The sequence below is a fragment of the Streptomyces mabaensis genome (assembly GCF_053763515.1).
Window position 1 is genome coordinate 1 of the sequence record NZ_JBSOPZ010000055.1, and the last position, 20,019, is coordinate 20,019.

20 protein-coding genes and 2 tRNA genes are annotated in these 20,019 nt (G+C 71.2%); 10 read left to right on the top strand and 12 right to left on the bottom strand.

Annotation, left to right across the window (positions count from 1 at the left end):
• Positions 1 to 120: 120 nt before the first annotated feature.
• The 3 genes from ACWV17_RS31685 (at position 121) to ACWV17_RS31695 (ending at position 3,137) form a co-directional block, all read left to right on the top strand.
• Entirely contained in the window at positions 121 to 780 is a 660-nt protein-coding gene (locus ACWV17_RS31685; protein WP_455362383.1) for a nucleoside/nucleotide kinase family protein, read from the top strand.
• Between the two features lie 69 nt (positions 781 to 849).
• Positions 850 to 1,440, top strand: coding sequence for a lytic polysaccharide monooxygenase auxiliary activity family 9 protein (locus tag ACWV17_RS31690; protein ID WP_455353583.1), 591 nt, complete (start codon positions 850 to 852; stop codon positions 1,438 to 1,440).
• Between the two features lie 26 nt (positions 1,441 to 1,466).
• Positions 1,467 to 3,137, top strand: a complete 1,671-nt coding sequence (locus ACWV17_RS31695) for an AMP-binding protein (RefSeq protein WP_455362384.1) — start codon at positions 1,467 to 1,469, stop codon at positions 3,135 to 3,137.
• Between the two features lie 61 nt (positions 3,138 to 3,198).
• Here the strand turns inward: ACWV17_RS31695 and ACWV17_RS31700 are convergent.
• The 6 genes from ACWV17_RS31700 to ehuB all read right to left on the bottom strand — a co-directional run bounded on the left by ACWV17_RS31700 (position 3,199) and on the right by ehuB (position 7,263).
• Positions 3,199 to 3,272: transfer RNA gene (locus ACWV17_RS31700), tRNA-Lys, on the bottom strand.
• 63 nt (positions 3,273 to 3,335) lie between these two features.
• Complete coding sequence (locus tag ACWV17_RS31705; protein ID WP_455362385.1) at positions 3,336 to 4,094, bottom strand: IclR family transcriptional regulator; 759 nt, start codon at positions 4,092 to 4,094, stop codon at positions 3,336 to 3,338.
• Positions 4,095 to 4,321: 227 nt separating this feature from the next.
• Positions 4,322 to 5,092, bottom strand: a complete 771-nt coding sequence (locus ACWV17_RS31710; protein WP_455362386.1) for an amino acid ABC transporter ATP-binding protein — start codon at positions 5,090 to 5,092, stop codon at positions 4,322 to 4,324.
• Positions 5,082 to 5,732 carry an ectoine/hydroxyectoine ABC transporter permease subunit EhuD gene (gene ehuD, locus ACWV17_RS31715; protein WP_455353587.1) on the bottom strand — a complete coding sequence of 217 codons (651 nt, stop codon included), beginning with the start codon at positions 5,730 to 5,732 and terminating at the stop codon, positions 5,082 to 5,084. The genes ACWV17_RS31710 and ehuD overlap by 11 nt, the downstream gene beginning before the upstream one ends.
• Complete coding sequence (gene ehuC, locus ACWV17_RS31720; RefSeq protein WP_455362387.1) at positions 5,729 to 6,388, bottom strand: ectoine/hydroxyectoine ABC transporter permease subunit EhuC; 660 nt, start codon at positions 6,386 to 6,388, stop codon at positions 5,729 to 5,731. Before ehuC ends, ehuD begins: the two co-directional genes overlap by 4 nt.
• The gene (gene ehuB, locus ACWV17_RS31725; RefSeq protein ID WP_455362388.1) at positions 6,385 to 7,263 is read right to left on the bottom strand and encodes an ectoine/hydroxyectoine ABC transporter substrate-binding protein EhuB; all 879 of its coding nucleotides are present in this window, start codon (positions 7,261 to 7,263) and stop codon (positions 6,385 to 6,387) included. The genes ehuC and ehuB overlap by 4 nt, the downstream gene beginning before the upstream one ends.
• Before the next feature lie 42 nt (positions 7,264 to 7,305).
• Here ehuB and ACWV17_RS31730 point away from each other — a divergent pair, with 42 nt between their 5' ends.
• Together ACWV17_RS31730 and ACWV17_RS31735 are read left to right on the top strand one after the other, a co-directional pair.
• Entirely contained in the window at positions 7,306 to 7,809 is a 504-nt protein-coding gene (locus ACWV17_RS31730; RefSeq protein ID WP_455353590.1) for a DUF3830 family protein, read from the top strand.
• A gap of 63 nt (positions 7,810 to 7,872) precedes the next feature.
• Positions 7,873 to 8,799 carry an SDR family oxidoreductase gene (locus tag ACWV17_RS31735; protein ID WP_455362389.1) on the top strand — a complete coding sequence of 309 codons (927 nt, stop codon included), beginning with the start codon at positions 7,873 to 7,875 and terminating at the stop codon, positions 8,797 to 8,799.
• Positions 8,800 to 8,843: 44 nt separating this feature from the next.
• Here ACWV17_RS31735 and ACWV17_RS31740 read toward each other — a convergent pair whose 3' ends face one another.
• Together ACWV17_RS31740 and ACWV17_RS31745 are read right to left on the bottom strand one after the other, a co-directional pair.
• On the bottom strand, positions 8,844 to 10,247 hold the full coding sequence (locus ACWV17_RS31740; RefSeq protein WP_455362390.1) for an amidase: 1,404 nt from the start codon (positions 10,245 to 10,247) through the stop codon (positions 8,844 to 8,846).
• Entirely contained in the window at positions 10,240 to 11,190 is a 951-nt protein-coding gene (locus tag ACWV17_RS31745; RefSeq protein WP_455362391.1) for a D-2-hydroxyacid dehydrogenase, read from the bottom strand. The genes ACWV17_RS31740 and ACWV17_RS31745 overlap by 8 nt, the downstream gene beginning before the upstream one ends.
• A gap of 233 nt (positions 11,191 to 11,423) precedes the next feature.
• Between ACWV17_RS31745 and ACWV17_RS31750 the strand changes: the two genes are divergently transcribed.
• The 3 genes from ACWV17_RS31750 to ACWV17_RS31760 all read left to right on the top strand — a co-directional run bounded on the left by ACWV17_RS31750 (position 11,424) and on the right by ACWV17_RS31760 (position 14,176).
• Positions 11,424 to 12,233 (top strand): maleate cis-trans isomerase family protein, encoded by an 810-nt coding sequence (locus ACWV17_RS31750; RefSeq protein WP_455353594.1) that lies wholly within the window; start codon positions 11,424 to 11,426, stop codon positions 12,231 to 12,233.
• A gap of 16 nt (positions 12,234 to 12,249) precedes the next feature.
• Positions 12,250 to 12,972, top strand: coding sequence for a maleate cis-trans isomerase family protein (locus ACWV17_RS31755; RefSeq protein ID WP_455353595.1), 723 nt, complete (start codon positions 12,250 to 12,252; stop codon positions 12,970 to 12,972).
• 88 nt (positions 12,973 to 13,060) lie between these two features.
• Positions 13,061 to 14,176, top strand: coding sequence for an LLM class flavin-dependent oxidoreductase (locus tag ACWV17_RS31760; protein ID WP_455362392.1), 1,116 nt, complete (start codon positions 13,061 to 13,063; stop codon positions 14,174 to 14,176).
• Positions 14,177 to 14,224: 48 nt separating this feature from the next.
• Here ACWV17_RS31760 and ACWV17_RS31765 read toward each other — a convergent pair whose 3' ends face one another.
• On the bottom strand, positions 14,225 to 16,042 hold the full coding sequence (locus tag ACWV17_RS31765) for a putative bifunctional diguanylate cyclase/phosphodiesterase (RefSeq protein ID WP_455353597.1): 1,818 nt from the start codon (positions 16,040 to 16,042) through the stop codon (positions 14,225 to 14,227).
• A 345-nt stretch (positions 16,043 to 16,387) separates the two neighbouring features.
• Here ACWV17_RS31765 and ACWV17_RS31770 point away from each other — a divergent pair, with 345 nt between their 5' ends.
• Positions 16,388 to 17,626 carry a M6 family metalloprotease domain-containing protein gene (locus tag ACWV17_RS31770; protein ID WP_455362393.1) on the top strand — a complete coding sequence of 413 codons (1,239 nt, stop codon included), beginning with the start codon at positions 16,388 to 16,390 and terminating at the stop codon, positions 17,624 to 17,626.
• A gap of 71 nt (positions 17,627 to 17,697) precedes the next feature.
• Here the strand turns inward: ACWV17_RS31770 and ACWV17_RS31775 are convergent.
• The 3 genes from ACWV17_RS31775 to ACWV17_RS31785 all read right to left on the bottom strand — a co-directional run bounded on the left by ACWV17_RS31775 (position 17,698) and on the right by ACWV17_RS31785 (position 18,918).
• Positions 17,698 to 17,771, bottom strand: a tRNA-Lys gene (locus ACWV17_RS31775).
• Complete coding sequence (locus ACWV17_RS31780; RefSeq protein ID WP_455362394.1) at positions 17,762 to 18,439, bottom strand: bifunctional DNA primase/polymerase; 678 nt, start codon at positions 18,437 to 18,439, stop codon at positions 17,762 to 17,764. Before ACWV17_RS31780 ends, ACWV17_RS31775 begins: the two co-directional genes overlap by 10 nt.
• Before the next feature lie 140 nt (positions 18,440 to 18,579).
• Complete coding sequence (locus ACWV17_RS31785; protein ID WP_455353600.1) at positions 18,580 to 18,918, bottom strand: hypothetical protein; 339 nt, start codon at positions 18,916 to 18,918, stop codon at positions 18,580 to 18,582.
• Between the two features lie 380 nt (positions 18,919 to 19,298).
• Here ACWV17_RS31785 and ACWV17_RS31790 point away from each other — a divergent pair, with 380 nt between their 5' ends.
• On the top strand, positions 19,299 to 19,982 hold the full coding sequence (locus ACWV17_RS31790) for a DUF899 family protein (protein ID WP_455362395.1): 684 nt from the start codon (positions 19,299 to 19,301) through the stop codon (positions 19,980 to 19,982).
• Positions 19,983 to 20,019: the final 37 nt, after the last annotated feature.

The following is a 20,019-nucleotide window of genomic DNA, read 5'->3' on the forward strand; positions in this document are numbered from 1 at the left end:
ACCGCGGACACACCGCGCTCGCAGGCAAACCACCCGCCAGCCGCGTCCCCAACCTCACAGGGCAATACAGCTAGGGCCTACACGGCGGCCGGGGCGCGCGCGAGAGCTACCCTCTCGCGCATGGGTCTGGTGCAGCTGGCCGTGGACGCCTGGGGCGTCGCCGAGCGGGCCGGAGCGCGCGGGGTGCTCGGCATCGCGGGCCCGCCCGGAGCCGGGAAGTCCACCCTCGCGCGCGAGCTCGTCGCCGAGGTGGAGCGGGCGCGCGGGGCCGGCTCGGCCGCGTATCTGCCGCTGGACGGCTTCCACCTGTCGAACGTCCAGCTGGAGCGGCTCGGGCTGGCCTCCCGCAAGGGCTCCGCGCCCAGCTTCGACGTGTGGGGGTACGAGGCGCTGCTGCGGCGGGTCCGGGAGCGGCCCGCGCAGGAGGTGTACGTACCGGACTACGACCGCACCCTGCACGAACCGGTCGCCGCCCGGCACCGGGTGGGGCCGGCGGCGCGGCTGGTGGTGACCGAGGGGAACTACCTGGCCTGCGACCTGCCCGGGTGGCGCGAGGCACGGGCACTGATGGGTGAGGTCTGGTACGTGGAGGCCCCCGCCGAGGTGCGCCACGCGCGCCTGGTGGAGCGGCAGTTGGCGGGTGGCCGTGGTGCCGCCGGGGCCGAGGCGTGGGTGGCGGACAACGACACGCCCAACGGCCGGCTGGTCGAGAGCTCGCGGGGGCGGTGCGACCGGATCGTGTCCACGATTGGTATGGACATGTCGAACAGGCAACCATAATCTGAACTTGGTCTAGACCTGAAAGTGCGCACCGCTCACAGAACTCCCCCCACGTTCTCAAGGAGCATCATGCGTAAGAGAATTGGCGTGGCTGCGATCAGCCTCGCCGTCGCCGGAATCTCCGTAGTCGCCACCGGCAGCGCCACCAGTCACGGGTACACCGACCAGCCCATCAGCCGGCAGAAGCTCTGCGCCAACCGCACGGTCACCGGCTGCGGCGAGATCATCTACGAACCGCAGAGTGTCGAGGGCCCCAAGGGCTTCCCGGCCGCCGGACCCGCCGACGGAAAGATCTGCGCGGGCGGCAACAGCCGCTTCGCCCAGCTCGACGATCCGCGCGGCGGCAACTGGCCCGCCACGAAGGTGACCGGCGGCCAGGGCTACAGCTTCCGCTGGCAGTTCACCGCCATGCACGCGACGACCGACTTCAAGTACTACATCACCAGGAACGGCTGGAACCGGACCCAGCCGCTCACCCGGGCCGCGCTCGACCCGCAGCCCTTCATGACGGTCGCGTACAACGGCGCCCGGCCCGGATCCACGGCCGTCCACCAGGGCACGATCCCCACCCAGAAGACCGGCAAGCACATCATTCTGGCCGTGTGGACCGTCCATGACACGACCAACGCGTTCTACGCGTGCTCGGACGTACAGTTCTGACGTCCAGTCAGTTATCGTGCGGCGCCATGGAGAGCGCAGGCACCGTCGCGGAGCTCGTACAGCGCCAATGGGGCGACCACCGGCCGGGCTTGAGGTTCGAGGACACCGTCCTCAGCCACCACCGGATCGCCTCCGGCGCCGCCGCCCGCGCCGGGCTGCTCGCCGATCTGTTGCCGCGCGGTGCCGAGCCACACGTCGGCGTGCTGCTCGACAACACTCCGGAGTTCCCGCTGTGGCTGAGCGCGGCGGCCCTCGCGGGGGCCGCCGTCGCCGGCCTCAACCCCACCCGGCGCGGGCCCGAACTGGTCCGCGACATCCTGCACACCGACTGCCGGGTGCTCATCACCGAGCGGGCGCACCTGCCGCTGCTCGACGGGCCGGCCCTGCCGGGCGTACGGGTCCTGGTCACCGACTCCGCGGAGTACGCCGAGCTGCTCGCCCCGTACGCCGGCGCCCGGCCGGGCGAGTCCGTGGTCGGCCCGGTCGGCCCCGGTCCCGGCAGCCGGCTGCTGCTGTACTTCACCTCCGGCTCGACCGGCGCGCCCAAGGCGGCGATCTGCAGCCAGGGCCGGCTCGCGGCGGCCGGACTCTCCCTCGCCGGCCACTTCGGCGTACGGCCGGACGACGTGCACTACATCTGCATGCCGATGTTCCACGGCAACGCGGTGATCGCCGACTGGGCGCCCGCGCTGGCCGGCGGCGCCGGAATCGCGCTGCGCCGGAAGTTCTCGGCGTCGGCGTTCCTGCCGGACGTACGGGCCTTCGGCGCCACGTACTTCAGCTACGTCGTCCGGGCCGTGCAGTACCTGCTCGCCACCCCCGAGCGCCCCGACGACCGCGACCACCCGCTGCGGGTGGGTTTCGGCACCGAGGCGGGCGCGGTGGACGCGGCGCGCTTCGCCGCACGCTTCGGGGTGCGGCTGGTGGAGGGGTACGGGTCCTCCGAGGGCGGCGCGGCGATCCAGCGCACGCCGGACACCCCGCCGGGGGCCATCGGCCGCGCGGCACCCGGCGATGACCTCGCCGTGGTCGACCCCGAAACCCGCCGGGAACGCCCGGCGGCGGTCTTCTCCGACGGCGGCCGGCTGCTCAACGGCGACGCGGCGATAGGGGAGTTGGTCAACCGGGGCCGCAGCCCCTTCGAGGGCTACTGGCGCAACGAGGCCGCGGACGCGGCGCGCACGCGGGGCGGCTGGTACTGGACCGGCGATCTCTTCTTCCGCGACGCGGACGGCTTCCTCTACTTCGCGGGCCGTACCGACGACCGGCTGCGGGTCGACAGCGAGAACCTCGCCGCGGCGATGATCGAGAACATCCTCGCGCGCTGGGCCGACGCGGCGGCGGTCGCCGTCTACGCGGTGCCGGACCCGGTGGCCGGCGACCAGGTGATGGCCGCCCTCGCCCTGCGCGAGGGCGCGCGCTTCACCCCGTCGTCGTTCGCGTCCTTCCTGGCCGCGCAGCCCGACCTGGGTACGAAGATGTCCCCCCGGTACGTCCGTCTGGTCTCCCGCATGCCGGTGACGGCGACGAACAAGGTCCACCGGGTGGCACTGCGCCGCGAGGGCTTCGACTGCGCGGACCCGGTGTGGTGGACCCCGCCCGGGGACAGCGGCTACCGCCCGCTGGACGACGAGGCGAGGGCGGCCCTGCGGGCCGAGTACCGCGCCCAGGACCGCGAGCACCTCCTCGGCCGGTAGGGCGGACGCGGACGGACGCACGAAGAAGCCCCCCGCTTCCGCGAGGGGCTTCTTCCGTCTGTGCGCCGCCAGGGACTCGAACCCCGGACCCGCTGATTAAGAGTCAGCTGCTCTAACCAACTGAGCTAGCGGCGCCTGCTGACCTGGAAATAGTACCTGGTCCGCAAGTGTGCTCCCAAACCAGGGCGCCCCGGGTGACTAGATCGCCAGCGACAGCAGTACCGGCGCGGCCCTGCGGTTCAGGGCCTGCGCGGCGGAGCGCAGCCGGTGCGCGTGCTCGACCGGCATCGAGAGCGCCAGGCAGCCCACCGCGGCGCCGGCCGTGATCGGGACGGCCGCGCAGACCGTGCCCACCGCGTACTCCTGGAGGTCGAGCACCGGCACGGTGGCCGGCTGGCTGTCCAGCTTCGAGAAGAGGATCTTCTCGCTGGTGATCGTCCGCGAGGTGAGCCGGGCGATCTTGTGCCGGGACAGGTGATCGCGGCGGCCGTTCTGGTCGAGCTGGGTGAGCAGGCACTTGCCGACCGCGCTGGCGTGCGCCGCCGAGCGGAAGTCCACCCACTCGTTGACCTTGGGCGTCCGCGGACCGTCGGCGAACTGGGTGATCCGCACCTCACCGTCGACGTACCGGCTGATGTAGACGGCGGCGCCGACCGAGTCGCGCAGCTGGTCCAGGGTCTCCTGGAGCTTGGCCTGCAGGGCCTGCTGGCGGTCCACGCCGGAGCCGAGCAGCACCATGGAGTCGCCGATCGCGTACGCGCCGTCCGAGACCTGGACCACATAGCCCTCGCGGCGCAGCATCAGCAGCATGGGGGAGAGATGAGCGGCGGGCAGACCGGTCTCGCGCGCGATCTGCGCATCGGTCACACCGCCACCGTGCCTGGAGATGGTCTCGAGAACGCGCAGGGCGTACTGCACCGAGTGGAACGGCGCGGTCGGCTCGGGCTTCAGCGCCACGGTTTCCCCCTAGCAGGTTGTGACCGCTTGCGGTGGCGGCGTCGCACCTGGTTACGGTCCGCTCGCGATGCGCACCGGCCCCAGCACTTGGCCTGATACCACGATACCGGCCAAGAGCCGGATCTGGAGCGGCTGTTGATGAGATTGGTGGCGCGCACCATGCCTCTCAGCAGGGGCGCGCCACCCTGGCATATGCCACGGTCACGGGCCTTGGCCGATCCAAGAGGTCAGAGGACCGCGCCGAGGAACTCGCGAGTACGTTCGTGCTCGGGATCGCTGAAGATTTTTTCTGGCGAGCCGGACTCGATGACCCGCCCCGAATCGAACATCAGCACCTCGTCGGAGATGTCCCTGGCGAAATTCATCTCGTGGGTCACACAGAGCATGGTGATGTCAGTGGTACGGGCGATGTCCCGCAGCACATCGAGCACCCCGGCCACCAGCTCCGGGTCGAGCGCCGACGTGACCTCGTCCAGCAGCAGCACCTGCGGACGCATCGCGAGCGCCCGGGCTATCGCGACCCGCTGCTGCTGGCCGCCGGAGAGCTGGGACGGCTTCGCGTCGCACCGGTCGCCCAGGCCCACCAGGTCGAGCAGGTCGCGGGCGCGCTCATCGGCCTCGTCCTTGCTCAGCCCCAGCACCCGGACCGGCGCCTCGGTGACGTTGCGCAGCACGGACATGTTGGGGAAGAGGTTGAACTGCTGGAACACCATGCCGATGTTCTTGCGCACCTCGCGGATCTGCTTCTCACCGGCCGGGAAGAGCCGGTCACCGTTCACGTCGATCGTGCCCGCGTCGGGCTTCATCAGGGTCATCAGCAGCCGCAGGATCGTGGTCTTGCCGGAGCCGGACGGGCCGACGAGGGTGACGTGCTTGCCCGGCCGTACCGAGAAGCAGAGGTTGTCCAGGACGGTGTTGTCCCCGAAGCGCTTGGTGACGTTCTCGAAGCGGATCAGTTCGGCGGACATCGGTTCAGTGGGCTTGGTGTCAGTGGACAAGGCGGCGCTCCAGGGTTCGTACGAGCAGAGAAGCCGGGTAGGCGATGAGGATGAAGGCGATGCCGACGACGGTCAGCGGCTCGGTGTACTGGAAGGTGGACGCACCCTCCAGCCGCGACTGCTGGAGCATCTCCAGCACGCTGATCCCGGCGAGCAGCGGCGTGTCCTTCAGCATCGAGATGACGTAGTTGCCGAGCGCCGGCACCACGCGGCGGACCGCCTGCGGCAGGATCACCGCCGTCCAGGTGCGGCCGACGGGCAGGCTCAGCGCCTTGGCCGCCTCCCACTGCCCGGCCGGTACCGCCTCGATGCCGGCCCGGTAGACCTGGGCGGTGTACGTCGAGTAGTGCACGCCGATCGCGATCGTGCCGGTGGTCAGGGCGGAGAACTGCACCCCCCACTCGGGCAGCACGAAGAACAGGAAGAACAGCTGCACCAGCAGCGGGGTGAGGCGGATGAACTCGGTGATCGCGTTCACCGGCCAGCGCACGAACCGCGTCGGGGCGCGGAAGCCGATCGCCCAGACCAGGCCGAGCGCGAACGAGAGCAGTGAGCCCAGCGCCAGGATCTGGAGCGTGACCAGCACGCCGTCCCAGAACTGCGGCATGAAGTCCGCCACCGCGGACCAGTCCCAGTTCATTTGAGCACCACTCCCAGATTTGCCTTGGTCCTTCGTTCGAGCGCCTTCATCCCGCGGGTCAGGACGAACGCGAGCACGAAGTAGATCACCAGCGTGATCGTGTAGATCTGCGCGCTGTCCTGGGTCGCGAGCCGGACCAGGTACGCGGCGAACGACACGTCACCGACGCCCAGCAGGGACACCAGAGCCGTGCCCTTGAGCAGCTCGACCAGCAGATTGCAGAACGACGGCATCATCTCCGGCACCGCCTGCGGCAGCAGGATCAGCCGCATCCGTTGCCAGGGCGTGAAGCTGAGCGCGACACCCGCCTCGCGCTGCGCCGGGGCCACCGAGTTCAGGGCGCCCCGGACGACCTCGGCCCCGTACGCCCCGTACGACAGGCCGAGGGCCAGTACCGCGGCCCACATCGGGACGAGCTGCCAGCCCACCAGCGGGGGCAGCACGAAGAACAGCCAGAACATCAGCACCAGGGCCGAAGTGCCCCGGAAGACCTCGGTGTAGAAACCGGCCAGGAAGCGGACCGCGCGCGAGCGGCTGGTCCGCGCGATGCCTACGGTGAAGGCGACGGCGGTGGCGAGCGCCGCGCTGTACAGGGTCAGCTGCACAGTGATCCAGATGCCCGGGAGCACCCAGTTCTGCCAGAGTCCCGACGTCATCGGCACAACTCCTCGGCCGTCAGGTCGGTCATCTCGGCCTTGGTGAAGCCGAACGGCCGCAGGATCCGGAAGAGCTCTCCGGTCTTCTTCATCTTGTGGATCTCGGTGTTGAAGGCGTCGCGCAGCTCGGTGTCGGTCGGGCGGAAGGCGAAGCCGCCGCCGTCGATCTTCTTCTTGCCGTCCACGACCGCGGCGAAGGGCTTGGTGGCCTCGGCCCTGGAGCTCTTCTTCACCACCTCGCGGACGGTCAGCGCGGTGCCCGCGAAAACGTCGACCCGGCCGGACTCGACCGCGTTCAGGCCGGCGACCTGGTCCTGGAGGATCACGATGTCCTTCTCCGGGAAGCCGGCGGCGACCGCGTAGCCGATCTCCGCGTACCCCGTTCCGGTGGCGAACCTCGCCTTGGCCTTCACGACGTCCTCGTAACTGTTCAGCTGCTTGGGGTTGCCCTTGCGCACGATGAAGGAGTCGAGCATCTGGTATTCGGGGTCGGAGAACACCACCTGCGCGCAGCGCTCCTTGTTGATGTACATCCCGGCCGAGACGACATCGAACTGCTGGGAATTGAGCCCGGGTATGAGGGAGGAGAAGTCGGTGGCGACGGGCTGGACCCGGCCGATGCCGAGCCGTTTGAAGACCACCTTGGCGAGTTCGGGCGCCTCGCCGGTGAACTCGCCCTGCTCGTTGATGTATCCGTACGGGACCTCGCCGGCGATGCCGAGCCGTACCGTGCCCTGCGACTTCAGCCGGGCGAGGGCGTCGCCGGAGGGCACCCGGGCACAGCCCGCGGCGCCCAGCGCGCCCACCGCACCGAGCGCCGCGGCGCCTGCGAGGAACGATCGTCGATGTGGGTGGTGTCTGTGTGGTGGAGCCATGGGCGCGCGGCTACCCGGCTCCGAGCGGGGTATGCGGGGGAGATGGCAGACCGATACGTGGACGTGATGCTCGACAAGCGCGGTGTGCGCTGCACCGCGAAACTCCTCGACGACCGGGCCCCGCTGACCTGCGCGGCGGTGTGGGAGGCGCTGCCGCTGGGCGGCGACGTCTATCACGCGAAATACGCGCGCAACGAGATCTACGCCCTGCTGCCCGCGTTCGCGGCGCAGGAACCTCCGCTGGAGAATCCCACCGTTACTCCCATTCCGGGTGATTTGTGCTATTTCTCCTTCTCCGCCACCCAACTGGGCACGTCCTCGCACGGATACGCGCCCCGGGCCGCCCACCGGGAACACGGCGCGGTCGTCGACCTGGCCCTCTTCTACGAGCGCAACAACCTGCTGCTGAACGGTGACACGGGCTGGGTGCCCGGCATCGTCTGGGGCACGGTGGTCGAAGGCCTCGACCGGATGGCCGAGGCCTGCCAGGACCTCTGGCGGGCGGGCGCCCTCGGCGAAACCCTCAGCTTCCGCCGGGCCCAGTAGGACTCCGTTGGTGGCGACGTGTGTCGTCCGCGACGCCTGAGTGCCCTCTGCCAAACTCGCCTCATGAACTGGTCTCCGGATCATGATGCGCTTCGTGGCTGTGTCGCTGTTGTTGCAGGTGCGACTCGAGGCGCGGGGCGTGGTATCGCCGCGGCATTGGGCGAGGCCGGCGCGACTGTCATCTGCACGGGTCGCACCAGCGAGGCGGGCAAGGCCGGGTCCGACTACGATCGTCCCGAGACGATCGAGCAGACCGCTGAGCTCGTTACACGGCTCGGCGGCACCGGAATCGCCGTCCAGGTCGACCATCTCGACTCTGACCAGGTGCGAGCCCTGGCCCAGCGCGTCCGGGATGAGCACGGCCACATCGACGTGCTGGTCAACGACATCTGGGGCGGTGAGGTCCTCAAAGGTGGCCCACCGGACTGGAACACGCCCATCTGGGAGCACAACCTCGACGATGGCCTACGTCTCCTCCAGTTGGCCGTCAGCACCCACCTGGTCACCTCCCACCACCTCTTGCCGCTACTCATCAACGAGCCAGGTGGCCTCCTCATCGAGGTGACTGACGGCACCACCGACTACAACGCATCGCGGTATCGGATTTCCGTGTTCTACGACCTGGCCAAGGTCGCCGTGAACCGCTTGGCCTTCTCCCAGGGGCACGAGTTGCGATCTCACGGTGCAACGGCGGTCGCCATCACACCCGGCTGGCTACGGTCCGAAATGATGCTCGACAATTTCGGAGTCACCGAACAGAACTGGCGCGACGCCCTGGACCCGAACGCGGTCGCCGGCTACCCCACCGCCCCTGACGGTTTCGCGCACTCCGAGTCACCGCGATACGTCGGCCGCGCCATTGCCGCGCTCGCCGCTGACCCTGACCGCATGAGGTGGAATCAGCGCTCCGTCAGCTCCGTTCAGCTCGCCCAGGAGTACGGGTTCACGGATATCGACGGGGCTCAGCCCGACAGCTGGAGCACGCACTGACCCCTTATTCCTCAGCCGTCACCTGCGGAATTGGAGTTGATCAGCTAGGAGTTCCCGGGCAGCCTGACGCCGGCCGCCACTCCCGCCTCGTACAGCGCGTGCGCCGCACGCAGGACCAGGGCGTCCGCGTGGCGGGCGCCCACGATCTGCAACCCGGCCGGCAGTCCGGCCGCCAGGCCGCACGGCACCGTCGCGGCCGGCTGCTGGGTCAGGTTGAAGGGGTACGTGAACGGCGTCCAGCCCGTCCAGCGGTGGTATCCCGACCCCTTGGGCACCTCCACGCCCGCCTCGAACGCCGGGATCGGCAGGGTCGGGGTGACCAGCAGGTCGTACATGTCGTGGAAGCGGCCCATCCGCCGGCCCAGCTCCATCCGTACGTCCACGGCCGCGAGGTAGTCGAGCGCGCTGTACCGGGCCCCCTGTGCGCAGATCTCCCGCAGCCCCGGATCCAGCAACTCCCGCTGCTCGCGGCCCAGGTGCTGGACGACCCGGGCCGCCCCGCTGAACCACAGGGTGTGGAAGGCCTCCACCGGATCGGCCAGGTCCGGGTCGGCCTCCTCGACGTACGCGCCCAGCTCGGCGAGGCGCGCGACGGCCCCGCGCACGGCCGAGGCGATCTCCGGCCGGACCGCCACCTGCCCGCCGAAGGACGGCGAGTACGCGATCCGCAGCCCCTTGACGCCGCCGCCGAGGGCCGCTCGGAAGCTGCCCTCGACCGGGCCGAGTTGGGACCAGTCCCGCCAGTCGGGCCCGCTGACGACATCCATCAGCAGGGCCGCGTCCGCCGCGTCGCGGGTCATCGGTCCGGCGTGCGCGAGCGTGCCGAAGGCGCTCGCGGGGTACAGCGGGATGCGGCCGTACGTCGGCTTCAGCCCGAAGATCCCGCAGAACGCGGCCGGAATCCGGACCGATCCGCCGCCGTCCGTACCCAGCGACAGCGGGCCCGCGCCGAGCGCGACGGCCGCCGCGCTGCCGCCGCTGGAGCCGCCCGCCGTGCGCGCCAGGTCGTACGGATTGCGGGTCACCCCGGACAGGGGTGAGTCGGTGACGCCCTTCCAGCCGAACTCGGGCGTGGTCGTCTTGCCGAGGAAGACCGCCCCGTGCTCGCGCAGCCGGGCCACCGACGGCGCGTCCTCGTCCCACGCCCCCTGCGGACTGATGGTTTTCGAGCCCCGCAGCGTCGGCCCGCCGCGCAGCAGCAGGATGTCCTTCACCGACACCGGCACGCCGTCCAGCAGCCCGAGTGGCTCGCCCCGGCGCCACCGCCCGGTGGCCGCCTCCGCCTGCGCGAGCGCCTCGCTCGCGTCGATCCGGACGAAGGCGTTGACGCGTGGCTGCACCGCCTCGGCCCGGTCCAGCGCCGCGCGCGTCGCCTCGACGGGGGAGAAGTCGCCGTTCTCGTAACCGGACAGGAGCTGGTGGGCGGTCAGGCCGGTGAGTTCAGTCATGCCCGGTGACGTACCCACGTTTCTTGTCCACCACGTTCGGCAGCGGCTTTCCGTCCGCCCACATCTCGTACAGCTCGACGAACTGGGCGGCGAGGTCGTCGCGCCAGCCGACCGTGTCCCCGCTCATGTGCGGTGAGACGATCAGGCCGGGCACGTCCCACAGCGGGCTCCGCTCCGACAGCGGCTCGTGCGCGAAGACGTCGAGCGCCGCACCGCCGATCCACCGGTTGGTGAGCGCCGCGAGCAGGTCCTCCTCGACCACCAGCGGCCCGCGCCCCACATTGATGAACCGCGCCGAGGGCTGCATCACCCCGAACCGCGCCGCGTCGAACATCCCGCGCGTCTCGCCCGTCAGCGGCGCGGCGCACACCACCCAGTCCGCCCGAGACAGCAGCTTGTCCAGGTCCTCCGGCCCGTGCACCCCGCTACGGGCCGTCCGGCCGACCAGCGCCACGGTCACGCCGAGCGCCTCCAGCGTCCGGGCGATCGCCCGCCCGATCGGGCCGGAGCCGACCACGGTCGCCCGGGAGCCCGCCACGCGGAGCGTCTCCCGGTGCTGCCAGCGCCGCCGCCGCTGGTTCTCCAGCGTGCCGGGCAGATCCTTGGCGAAGGCGAGCACGAGCCCGGCGACGTACTCCGCGATCGGCTGGTCGAAGATCCCGCGCGCGTTGGTGACCACCGTGTCCGACGCCGCCAGCTCCGGGCAGAGCAGATGGTCCACGCCCGCGCTCGCGGTGTGCACCCAGCGGGGGCGCGGCCCGCCGCCCGGCCAGGCGTGGCGTACCGCGTCGGAGGTGAAGTCCCACACCAGCAGCGCGTCGGCGAGCGGCAGCCGCTCCGCGAGCGTGTGGGCGTCGGCGTGCAGGACGCGGGCCCGTCCGGTGAGCCGGCCGAGCCGGGGCGGCGGGTCGGCGTCCAGGACGAGAAGAGTGGGCTCCGGCATACGGGAGAAACCTTCCGTCAAAGCGGGCCGCAACGGCCTCCGCAACGGCCTCCGCAACGGCTGTGCGGCACGACTGGATCATGCACCTGAGCTGTCCCCGGCCTCCATCCGAGCTGCGCCTGAGCTGCGCCTGAGCTGCGCCTGAGCTGCGCTTGAGCGGTGCCTGAGATGTACGGATTGACCACGCTCGCACCGCGCCCTACCGTCGTCAACACGCCTGCAGTGGGGGACCGATGGACATCTCCTTCCTCGGGGGCCCGCAGCCGCAGCGCGGCATCGGCGTCGTCGCCCCCTTCGACTTCGCACTGGACCGCGAGCTGTGGCGGTGGGTCCCTGCCCATGTCTCGCTCCATCTCACCCGTACCCCGTTCGTACCCGTCGAGGTCAGCCTCGATCTGGCCCGCCTGGTCAGCGAGCACGAGACGCTGCACGACGCGGTACGGGCGCTGAGCGCCGTCGAGCCCGAGGTCATCGCGTATGCGTGCACCTCCGGCAGTTTCGTCGACGGACCGGCCGGCGAACGCGCCATGTGCGCGGCCATGACCCGGGCCGGCGAGGTGCCCGCCCTGACCACCTCCGGCGCGCTGCTGGAGGCGCTGGTGGAGCTGGGCGCCCGGCGGATCGCGCTGGTCACGCCGTACACGGCGTCGGTGACCCGGGCGCTGGAGGAATACCTCGCCGAGGCGGGCACCGAGGTCACCGGCCGCGCGTATCTGGGCCTGACCCGGCACATCTGGCGGGTGCCCTACCGCGATGTGGTGGAGATGGCCAGACAGGCCGTGGCGGGCGCCGCCGACGCGCTGTTCATCAGCTGCACCAACCTCCCGACGTACGACGTGATCCCGCAGCTGGAGGCCGAACTACGGATGCCCGTCCTCTCCGCCAACCAGGTCACCATGTGGTCCGCGCTGCGCCGCATCGGCGCCGCGGCCGTCGGCCCGTACCAGGCGCTGCTGGATCCGGCCGCCCGGTGTGGGCCTGCCGCGATGGGGGCAGCCGAACCCACGGAACCCGAAGGAGAGCAACAGGGAGGCAGGACATGATCACGGGAGGCCGGACATGACCACAGTCGGACTGCTCTACCCCGGACACTCGGCGGAGGACGACTATCCCCGGATCGAGATGCTGCTGGACACCGACATCCGGCTGCCCGTCGTCCACACCGACATCGGCGAGGACGCGCACCGCGTCGACGCCCTGCTGGAGATGGGCGCGCCGGAGCGGCTGGCGGCGGGGGTCGAGGAGCTGCGGCTGTCCGGCGCCGAATCGGTGGTGTGGGCCTGCACCAGCGGGAGCTTCGTCCGCGGCTGGGACGGGGCGCAGGAGCAGATCCGCGCCCTGGCCCTGGCGGCCGGGCTGCCGGCCTCCAGTACGTCGTTCGCCTTCGCCCACGCGGTACGGAAGGTGGGCGCCCGGCGGGTGGCGGTGGCCGCGACCTATCCGCAGGACGTGGCCGGGTACTTCTCGGCGTTCCTGAAGGCCTCCGGGACCGAGGTGGTCGCCGAGCGCGCCGCGGGCATCGTCACGGCGGCGGAGGTCGGCACCTGGGGGCGGGACGAGGTGCTCGCGCTGGCCCGGGCGGGCGACCACCCGGACGCGGATGCGGTGCTGCTGCCGGACACCGCGCTGCACACCGCCGCGTACCTCGCGGACCTGGAGGACGCACTCGGCAAGACGGTCCTCACCGCGAACCAGGTCACCGTGTGGGAGGGCCTGCGGCTGGCGGAGCGCCGGGGAGCCTGGGGCGACGGCCTGGGCAGGCTCTTCGCCCGGCCTTGGTGAGGGCGCTGCGACCACCCGCGAGGAATAACCGGAGACTGCCTCCTGTTCGTCACTTCGGTACATTCCCGACGCCAGGAGGCAACGCACGGTGGACGCGATTCGAGGCACGGTGCACGGGACCGCCCCCGTCCCCCTGTCCGTACTGGACCTGGTGACCGTGGGCAGCGGCCGCACCGCGACCCAGGCGCTGCGCACCAGCGTGGACCTCGCCCGCCTCGCCGAACGCCGCGGCTTCCACCGCCACTGGGTCGCCGAGCACCACTCCATGCCGGGCGTCGCCAGCTCCTCCCCGGCCGTGATCCTGGCCCACCTCGCCGCCCACACCGAGAGGATCCGGCTCGGCTCGGGCGGCGTCATGCTGCCCAACCACGCCCCGCTGGTCATAGCCGAGCAGTTCGGCACCCTGGAGGCGCTGGCGCCGGGCCGCGTCGACCTGGGCCTCGGCCGGGCGCCGGGCACCGACGGGGCAACGGCGGCGGCCCTGCGGCGCACCAACCTCCCCCACAGCCCTGCGGGCGTGGGAGGTACCCCCATCCACTCGGGCGCCGACGACTTCCCGCAGCAGCTCGCCGAGCTGACCCGGTTCCTGGACGACGACTTCCCCGACGGCCACCCGTACGCGCGGATCCACGCCGTGCCCGGCCCGGTCCAGGGGCCCTCGGGCCGGCCGCCCGTCTGGCTGCTGGGCTCGTCCGGCTTCAGCGCGCGGCTGGCCGGCGTGCTGGGGCTGCCGTTCGCGTTCGCCCACCACTTCTCGGCGGCCAACACCCTGCCGGCGCTGGACCTCTACCGGGAGTCCTTCCGGCCCTCCGGGGTGCTGGACGAGCCGTACGCGCTGATCGGCGTATCCGCGCTGGCCTCGGACGACGAGCGGGAGGCCCGCCGCCAGGTGCTGACCGGCGCCCTGTCGATGGTCCGGCTGCGCACCGGCCGCCCCGGGCTCATCCCGTCGCCCGAGGAGGCGGAGGCGTACGCGTTCAGCGCGATGGAGCGGGAGTTCGTGGACAGCTGGCTGGGCAACGTCATCCACGGCACGCCGGACGCGGTACGGACCGGACTCGACGACCTGCGCAAGCGCACGGGCGCGGACGAGCTGATGATCACGGCCAACGCGCACGGTGGGGAGGCGCGGCTGCGCTCGTACGAACTGATCGCGGACGCGTACGAGCTGCCCGCGGTGGCCTCGGCCTCACTTCCCGGGTGACCGGCCCGGCCGGTGCGATGATCTCCTCGCCGCTCGGCCGTGAGGCCGTCAGGCCGGCAGGTCCCGCAGCGGGCAGACCCCGATCATGGCGGCGATACGGTCCGGCGTCACCGCCCGCGAGTACAGCCAGCCCTGGCCGGTGTCGCAGCCGACCCGGCGCAGCCGCGCCGCCTGACCGGCCGTCTCGACGCACTCCGCCGTGACCGTCAGCCCCAGCCGGTGCGCGAGCTGCACCAGCGCCTCGACGATCGTCTCGTCGGCGGGGTTCGGGTGCGCCCCGTCGTCGTACCGGAAGCCGCGGACGAACGACCCGTCGAGCTTGAGTACGGAGACGGGCAGCCGGCTGAGGTACGCGAGGTTCGAGTAGCCGGTGCCGAAGTCGTCGATGGCGATCCGCACGCCCATGTCGCTGAGCGCCTGGAGGGCCTGCAACGGCCGCCCCGCCGAGCCCATCACGGCGGACTCGGTGAGCTCCAGCTGCAGGAGCTGCGGCGCGAGTCCGGTGTCGGCGAGGATGCCGGCGACATCGCCGACCAGGTCGGAGTCCCACACCTGGCGGACGGCGACATTGACGCTGACGAACACCGGCGCGGCCGCCGGGTGGTCGAGCTGCCACTGCCGGGCCTGGCGGCAGGCGGTGCGCAGTACCCAGCGGCCGAGCTGCACGATCGAGCCGTCCTCCTCGGCGATCCCGATGAACCGATTCGGCGCGAGCGTGCCGAACTGCGGGTGGTTCCAGCGGACCAGGGCCTCCACACCGCGCACCGCCCCGCTCTCCAGATCCACCAACGGCTGGTACTCCAGGGCGAACTCACCGCGCTCGACGGCCGGCCGCAGGGTGCTGGAGAGCGCCTGCCGGGTCATCCGGTGGGCGTTGCGCTCCGGGTCGAAGAGCGTCCAGCGGGCCTTGCCGTCGGCCTTGGCCCAGTACAGCGTGGTGTCCGCGGCCTGCATCAGCCCGGTCGCCGAGGTCCCGGCGGCGGCCCGCTCCACCACGCCGATGCTGGCCGAGACGGACAGCCGCTGCCCGGCCAGGTCGAACGGCTTCTGGAGCGCGGCCAGTACGGACTTGGCGAGGTCGGCGAGCTGTTCCGTACCGGTGGAGTCCTCGACGAGCAGGGCGAATTCGTCGCCGCCGAGCCGCGCGACCAGGTGGCCGCCGCTCCTGCCGAAGCCGGACTGGTCGGCGCACTGGCTGAGCCGGGAGGCCACGGCGGTCAGCAGCCGGTCGCCGACTCGGTGCCCGAGCGTGTCGTTGACCGCCTTGAAACCGTCGAGATCCAGGTAGCAGAGCCCGATGCGTCCCGTGCCGCCGCTGCCGTACGAGGAGGACTCCAGCGCGGTGGAGAGCCGTTCGAAGAAGAGCGCGCGGTTGGGCAGCCGGGTCACCGGATCGTGCATCTGGAGGTGGCGCAGCCGTGCCTGGAGATCGCGCCGGTCGCTGACGTCGGCGACGGACATCAGCACGTTGCGGCTGTCGGGGACGGGCGCGAGGGTGACCTCGGTCCACATCGAGTGGCCGTCGGGGTGCTTGAGCCGGCGGGTGCAGCGCAGCCGGGCCTGCCGGCCGCGCAGGACTTCGAGGTACGCCTGCCAGGTGCGGTCCTCCGCGGCGAGGTCGACCAGGTCGGCCGCGGCCTGTTCGACGAGCGCGGCGGGCTCGGCGCCGAGCAGGGTGGCGAAGGCGTGGTTGGCGGCGACGACCAGGCCTTCCCGGTCGACGACGGCCATGGCGAGGTGCGCGGCGTTGAACGCGGCCCGGTAGTCGCGCAGCTCCGACGCGGTTCTGCTGACAGAATCACGTTCCGTAACCGGTGATCGAATGCTGTCGGGGGCCGAACCGGGTCCTTCGGAGGTTCCGCTCACCGCTCGCTCCCGCAGTGCAGTTGTCTCGTACAGGTCTGGTCGGGGTCGTCGGCCGGGTGGGGTCGGGCCGCCCGAGGGCGGGATCCACGCGGAAAGTGTGCCGATCATAGAGGTAGCCGGGAGGGCCGTTCCAGCTTCGTCGGCGTGATGATGCGCACCTGCCCCTTCCGGCCGATCGTTTCTGCGCGGCTGTGCGCGGGCTCGGCTGATGCGCGATCACTTGTGACTTTCCGTGACACGCCGGAGTGTCGCATCGATCACCCGGGCGGGCTCCCTCGACAAGGCATGTCATACAAAACCATCACAAGGTGGGTGGAAGTCCCGATTCCCCCTCCGGAGGTCGACGTGCCGCGTCAGCAGACACCCGAGGGAGTGGTGCTCTACGGCGTGCGGAGCGCTGCCGCGGCGCTGACCTCCCTCACGGCTCTCGCCGCCATGTCCCTCTTCGCGGGCCCCGCGGTGGCGGAAACGGCAGCCGGCCCCTGCGCGCTGCAACGCACCTCCGCGCACCACTCGGTGGGCCTCGACACCTGGAACACCGCCTACCCCCGGCCGGAGCGCACGCTCAACGCCGTCATGGTCTTCCTGTCCTTCCCCGGCTCCCGTCCCGCCGTGACTCCCCGGGAGCTCGCGGCCGACCACTTCCCGGCCACCAGCCGGTTCTTCCACCAGGCCTCGTACGGGAAGTTCCGGCTGAGGCCCGATCCGCGGCCGGCCTGGACGGCGATGCCGAAGCCGGCCACCTCGTACGGCATAAAGCGGGACTGGGCGCCGGAGAAGCGCGCCGAGTACCTGCGCGACGCGCTGGCCGCGGCCGACCGGACGGTGGACTTCAGCCGGTACGACATCGTGTACTTCGTCGCCGACCCGGGCGCGCCCGGAGTCGACTCCGACGCCACGAAGGTCGTCAACTTCGACCGGCCGATGCACGCCGACGGTACGGACCTCAAGCGCATCGTCACCGTCTTCGAGCAGCACCCGCCGGACCGCAACGTCCTCGCCCACGAGACGGGTCACGTCTTCGACCTGGCCGACCTGTACCACCGTCCCCAGGACGGCAAGGGCGACTGGGACACCTACGTCGGCGACTGGGACGTGATGGGAAGCCAGTTCGGCCTGGCCCCTGACCTGTTCGGCTGGCACAAGTGGAAGCTCGGCTGGCTGGAACAGCGCCAGATCACCTGCATCCAGGGCACCGGCACCACCCTGCACACCCTGGAGCCGCTGAGCGCCGCGCCGGTCCGCGGCGGTACGGGCGGGACCAGGCTCGCGGTCGTACGCACCGGGGAGGACAGCGCGATTGCCATCGAGGCGCGCGGCGCGGTGGGCAACGACGAGGCGACCTGCACCGAAGGGGTGCTGATCTACCGGGTGCGCAGCGAGACCGCCTCGGGCGGCGGACCGGTCGAGGTGCTGGACACGCACCCGGACACCGAGGCGTGCTGGCAGCAGTCGGTCTACCCGCCGCTGGCGGATGCGCCGCTCCAGGTCGGCGAGTCGTACACGGTGCCGGGGGAGCGGACCCGTATCGAGGTGGCGGACCGGACGCGGTCGGGTGCGTACACGGTCAAGATCAGGAACTAAGGCCTCTCGCCCGGATCCGTGCCGAGGCAACGAAGAAGCCCCCCGCTTCCGCGAGGGGCTTCTTCCGTCTGTGCGCCGCCAGGGACTCGAACCCCGGACCCGCTGATTAAGAGTCAGCTGCTCTAACCAACTGAGCTAGCGGCGCCTGCTGACGTCGTAGACCTTAGCACCCTGTCCGGCGGGAGGAAAAATCGATATCCGCACCGTGCCGGCCGAGGCCGCGCGGGCCGCGCGCACACAGGCCCAGAGCAGCACCTCGGGGCCCGGCAGCCACGGGTGGCGGGTGTCGGGAGCGACCAGCCAGCGTGCCGCCGGGGCTGCTCCCGGGGCGGCTCCCCGGGCGGGTCCCTGACCGGGCTCGCCGATCGCCGGGACGGTCACCGCGTCGCCCGTGCCGTGGCACAGGACCGGTGGCGTCGCGCCGCCCCACTCCTCCCAGTCGAGCAGTGACGGCAGCCGCTGGGCCGTGCCGGGGGCGGCGAAGAGCAGCATCCGCCCGCGGTGCACCGCCACCGGCCCGGAGCCGGGGCCGTCCTCCCACAGCTGGTCCAGCATCCGCCGCCCGAACACCGCGGGCACGTTCACCACGTCGAAGACCGAACCGCAGGGCAGTACGCCGGGGGCGCTCGGACGGGACTCCCACAGCGAGAGCGTGCTGCGGGGGTACGCGGCCGCCGAAGCCAGCCAGGCGGCACCCGCCGGCGTGACCCGGGCCGTGTGATGCCGGCCCTCCTCCCGCAGGAAGCCGAAGATGTCCACGGTTCCCTCGTCGCCGGTGCCGAGGGCGGTCTCGTCTCGCTGCCAAGCGCTCATGTCTCTTACATCTACCCTCGGTCACCGCGCGCTTTCCGAGGGTTGCCGGAAACCGGGACAGGACGGGGCGGGGTGGGGTACCTTGCCCCCTCGGCATATGCCACCGGCGCTGAGCCGCCGGCCTGCTGAGCCGCCAGGACCTACGGTTGGGCGCCGCCCAGCAGCTCCTGCCCGAACTCGATCATCTTCTTCGCGTAGTCCTCGGTCCACTCCGCCCGCGCCGCGATCTCGGCCGGCGACAGCCGGTCGAACCGCCGGGGATCCGCCAGCTGCGCGGCGGCGACGGCCTGGAACTCGGTGGCCCGGTCCGTCGCGGCCCGGAAGGCCAGCGTCAGTTCCGTGGCACGGGAGAGCAGGTCGCCGGGATCCTCGATCGACTCCAGGTCGAAGAAGTGCTCCGGGTCCGCGGCGGCCTCCGAGGGCTCGAAAAGCAGCGGCGCGGGCCGTAGCCGCCGCTCGGTCCGCTCGGGCTCTGCCATGTGCTTCCTCCTGCTCATCGCCTCCGGGCCACCCTCCATTGTCCAACGCCGCGCAAGTGCGCCTCGTGTCTCGCGTCTCTCAGGGAGTGTGGGGGCAGGCCCGAGTCACTTGCCTACTCGGGCCTTCCTATGATGGTGCGTACCTGCGCCCGGAGAGCATTTCCCCGGCGCGAACGTCGGACTGTGGATTCCCGGACGCGGCACATATGCCCTCCCAGGACAGAACACCTAGGGCCTGTCCGGCGACGTTGGTGGCGGGCGACCTGGGTTGTCAGCCGGTTGCCTCGCCATAGACTCAAAGGACCGGTTCGGGAACGCGGGGACTGGGAGTTCGTGATGCGGACCGGGGACCAGGGGGACGGCCATCCCAGGAGGACTCGATGTTGCGGCACACCAGACTGGCCGGCGAATCGGCGGACTACCTCGCCGCCCGCGAAGAGCTGCGCCTGGCCGAGACCGACCTCATGCGCCACCGTGAGAAGGTCGCGGCCCAGCGACGGACGCTCCCGCAGGGGCCGCCCGTCGACGACTACGTCTTCATCGAGGGCCCCGCCGACCTCGACGCAGGCGACACACCGGTCCGCAAGGTCACTTTGAGCGAGCTGTTCACCGCCCCGGACCGCCCGCTGATCGTCTACCACTTCATGTACGGCAAGCTGCAGACCGACCCCTGCCCGATGTGCACCATGTGGATCGACGGCTTCAACGGCATCGCCCACCACATCGCCCGCAACGCCGACTTCACCATCGCCGCTGCCGCCGACCTGCCCACCCTCCGGCAGCACGCCCGCAACCGCGGCTGGCACCGGCTACGGCTCCTGAGCTGTGGCGACAGCACGTTCAAGTACGACCTGGGCAGCGAGGACAAGGACGGCGAACAGGACTCCACCATCTCCGTCTTCATCCGCGACGGCGACGGCACGGTCCGCCATTGCTACTCCACCCACCCACGCATGGCCGACGACATCGACGAGCGAGGCATCGACCTCCTGGCCCCGGTCTGGCACCTCCTCGACCTGACCCCGCAGGGCCGCGCCGACTGGTACCCGAGCCTCGACTACTGACCCCCGACGACCGGCGGTGCCGGCTCCAAGCCTGAGT

Coding starts and splice junctions, on each gene's coding strand:
- ACWV17_RS31685 (WP_455362383.1), top strand. CDS start 121: ATGGGTCTGGTGCAGCTGGCCGTGGACGCCTGGGGCGTCGCCGAGCGG.
- ACWV17_RS31690 (WP_455353583.1), top strand. CDS start 850: ATGCGTAAGAGAATTGGCGTGGCTGCGATCAGCCTCGCCGTCGCCGGA.
- ACWV17_RS31695 (WP_455362384.1), top strand. CDS start 1,467: ATGGAGAGCGCAGGCACCGTCGCGGAGCTCGTACAGCGCCAATGGGGC.
- ehuD (WP_455353587.1), bottom strand. CDS start 5,732: ATGAACTGGGACTGGTCCGCGGTGGCGGACTTCATGCCGCAGTTCTGG.
- ehuC (WP_455362387.1), bottom strand. CDS start 6,388: ATGACGTCGGGACTCTGGCAGAACTGGGTGCTCCCGGGCATCTGGATC.
- ehuB (WP_455362388.1), bottom strand. CDS start 7,263: ATGGCTCCACCACACAGACACCACCCACATCGACGATCGTTCCTCGCA.
- ACWV17_RS31730 (WP_455353590.1), top strand. CDS start 7,306: ATGGCAGACCGATACGTGGACGTGATGCTCGACAAGCGCGGTGTGCGC.
- ACWV17_RS31735 (WP_455362389.1), top strand. CDS start 7,873: ATGAACTGGTCTCCGGATCATGATGCGCTTCGTGGCTGTGTCGCTGTT.
- ACWV17_RS31740 (WP_455362390.1), bottom strand. CDS start 10,247: ATGACTGAACTCACCGGCCTGACCGCCCACCAGCTCCTGTCCGGTTAC.
- ACWV17_RS31745 (WP_455362391.1), bottom strand. CDS start 11,190: ATGCCGGAGCCCACTCTTCTCGTCCTGGACGCCGACCCGCCGCCCCGG.
- ACWV17_RS31750 (WP_455353594.1), top strand. CDS start 11,424: ATGGACATCTCCTTCCTCGGGGGCCCGCAGCCGCAGCGCGGCATCGGC.
- ACWV17_RS31755 (WP_455353595.1), top strand. CDS start 12,250: ATGACCACAGTCGGACTGCTCTACCCCGGACACTCGGCGGAGGACGAC.
- ACWV17_RS31780 (WP_455362394.1), bottom strand. CDS start 18,439: ATGAGCGCTTGGCAGCGAGACGAGACCGCCCTCGGCACCGGCGACGAG.
- ACWV17_RS31785 (WP_455353600.1), bottom strand. CDS start 18,918: ATGGCAGAGCCCGAGCGGACCGAGCGGCGGCTACGGCCCGCGCCGCTG.
- ACWV17_RS31790 (WP_455362395.1), top strand. CDS start 19,299: ATGTTGCGGCACACCAGACTGGCCGGCGAATCGGCGGACTACCTCGCC.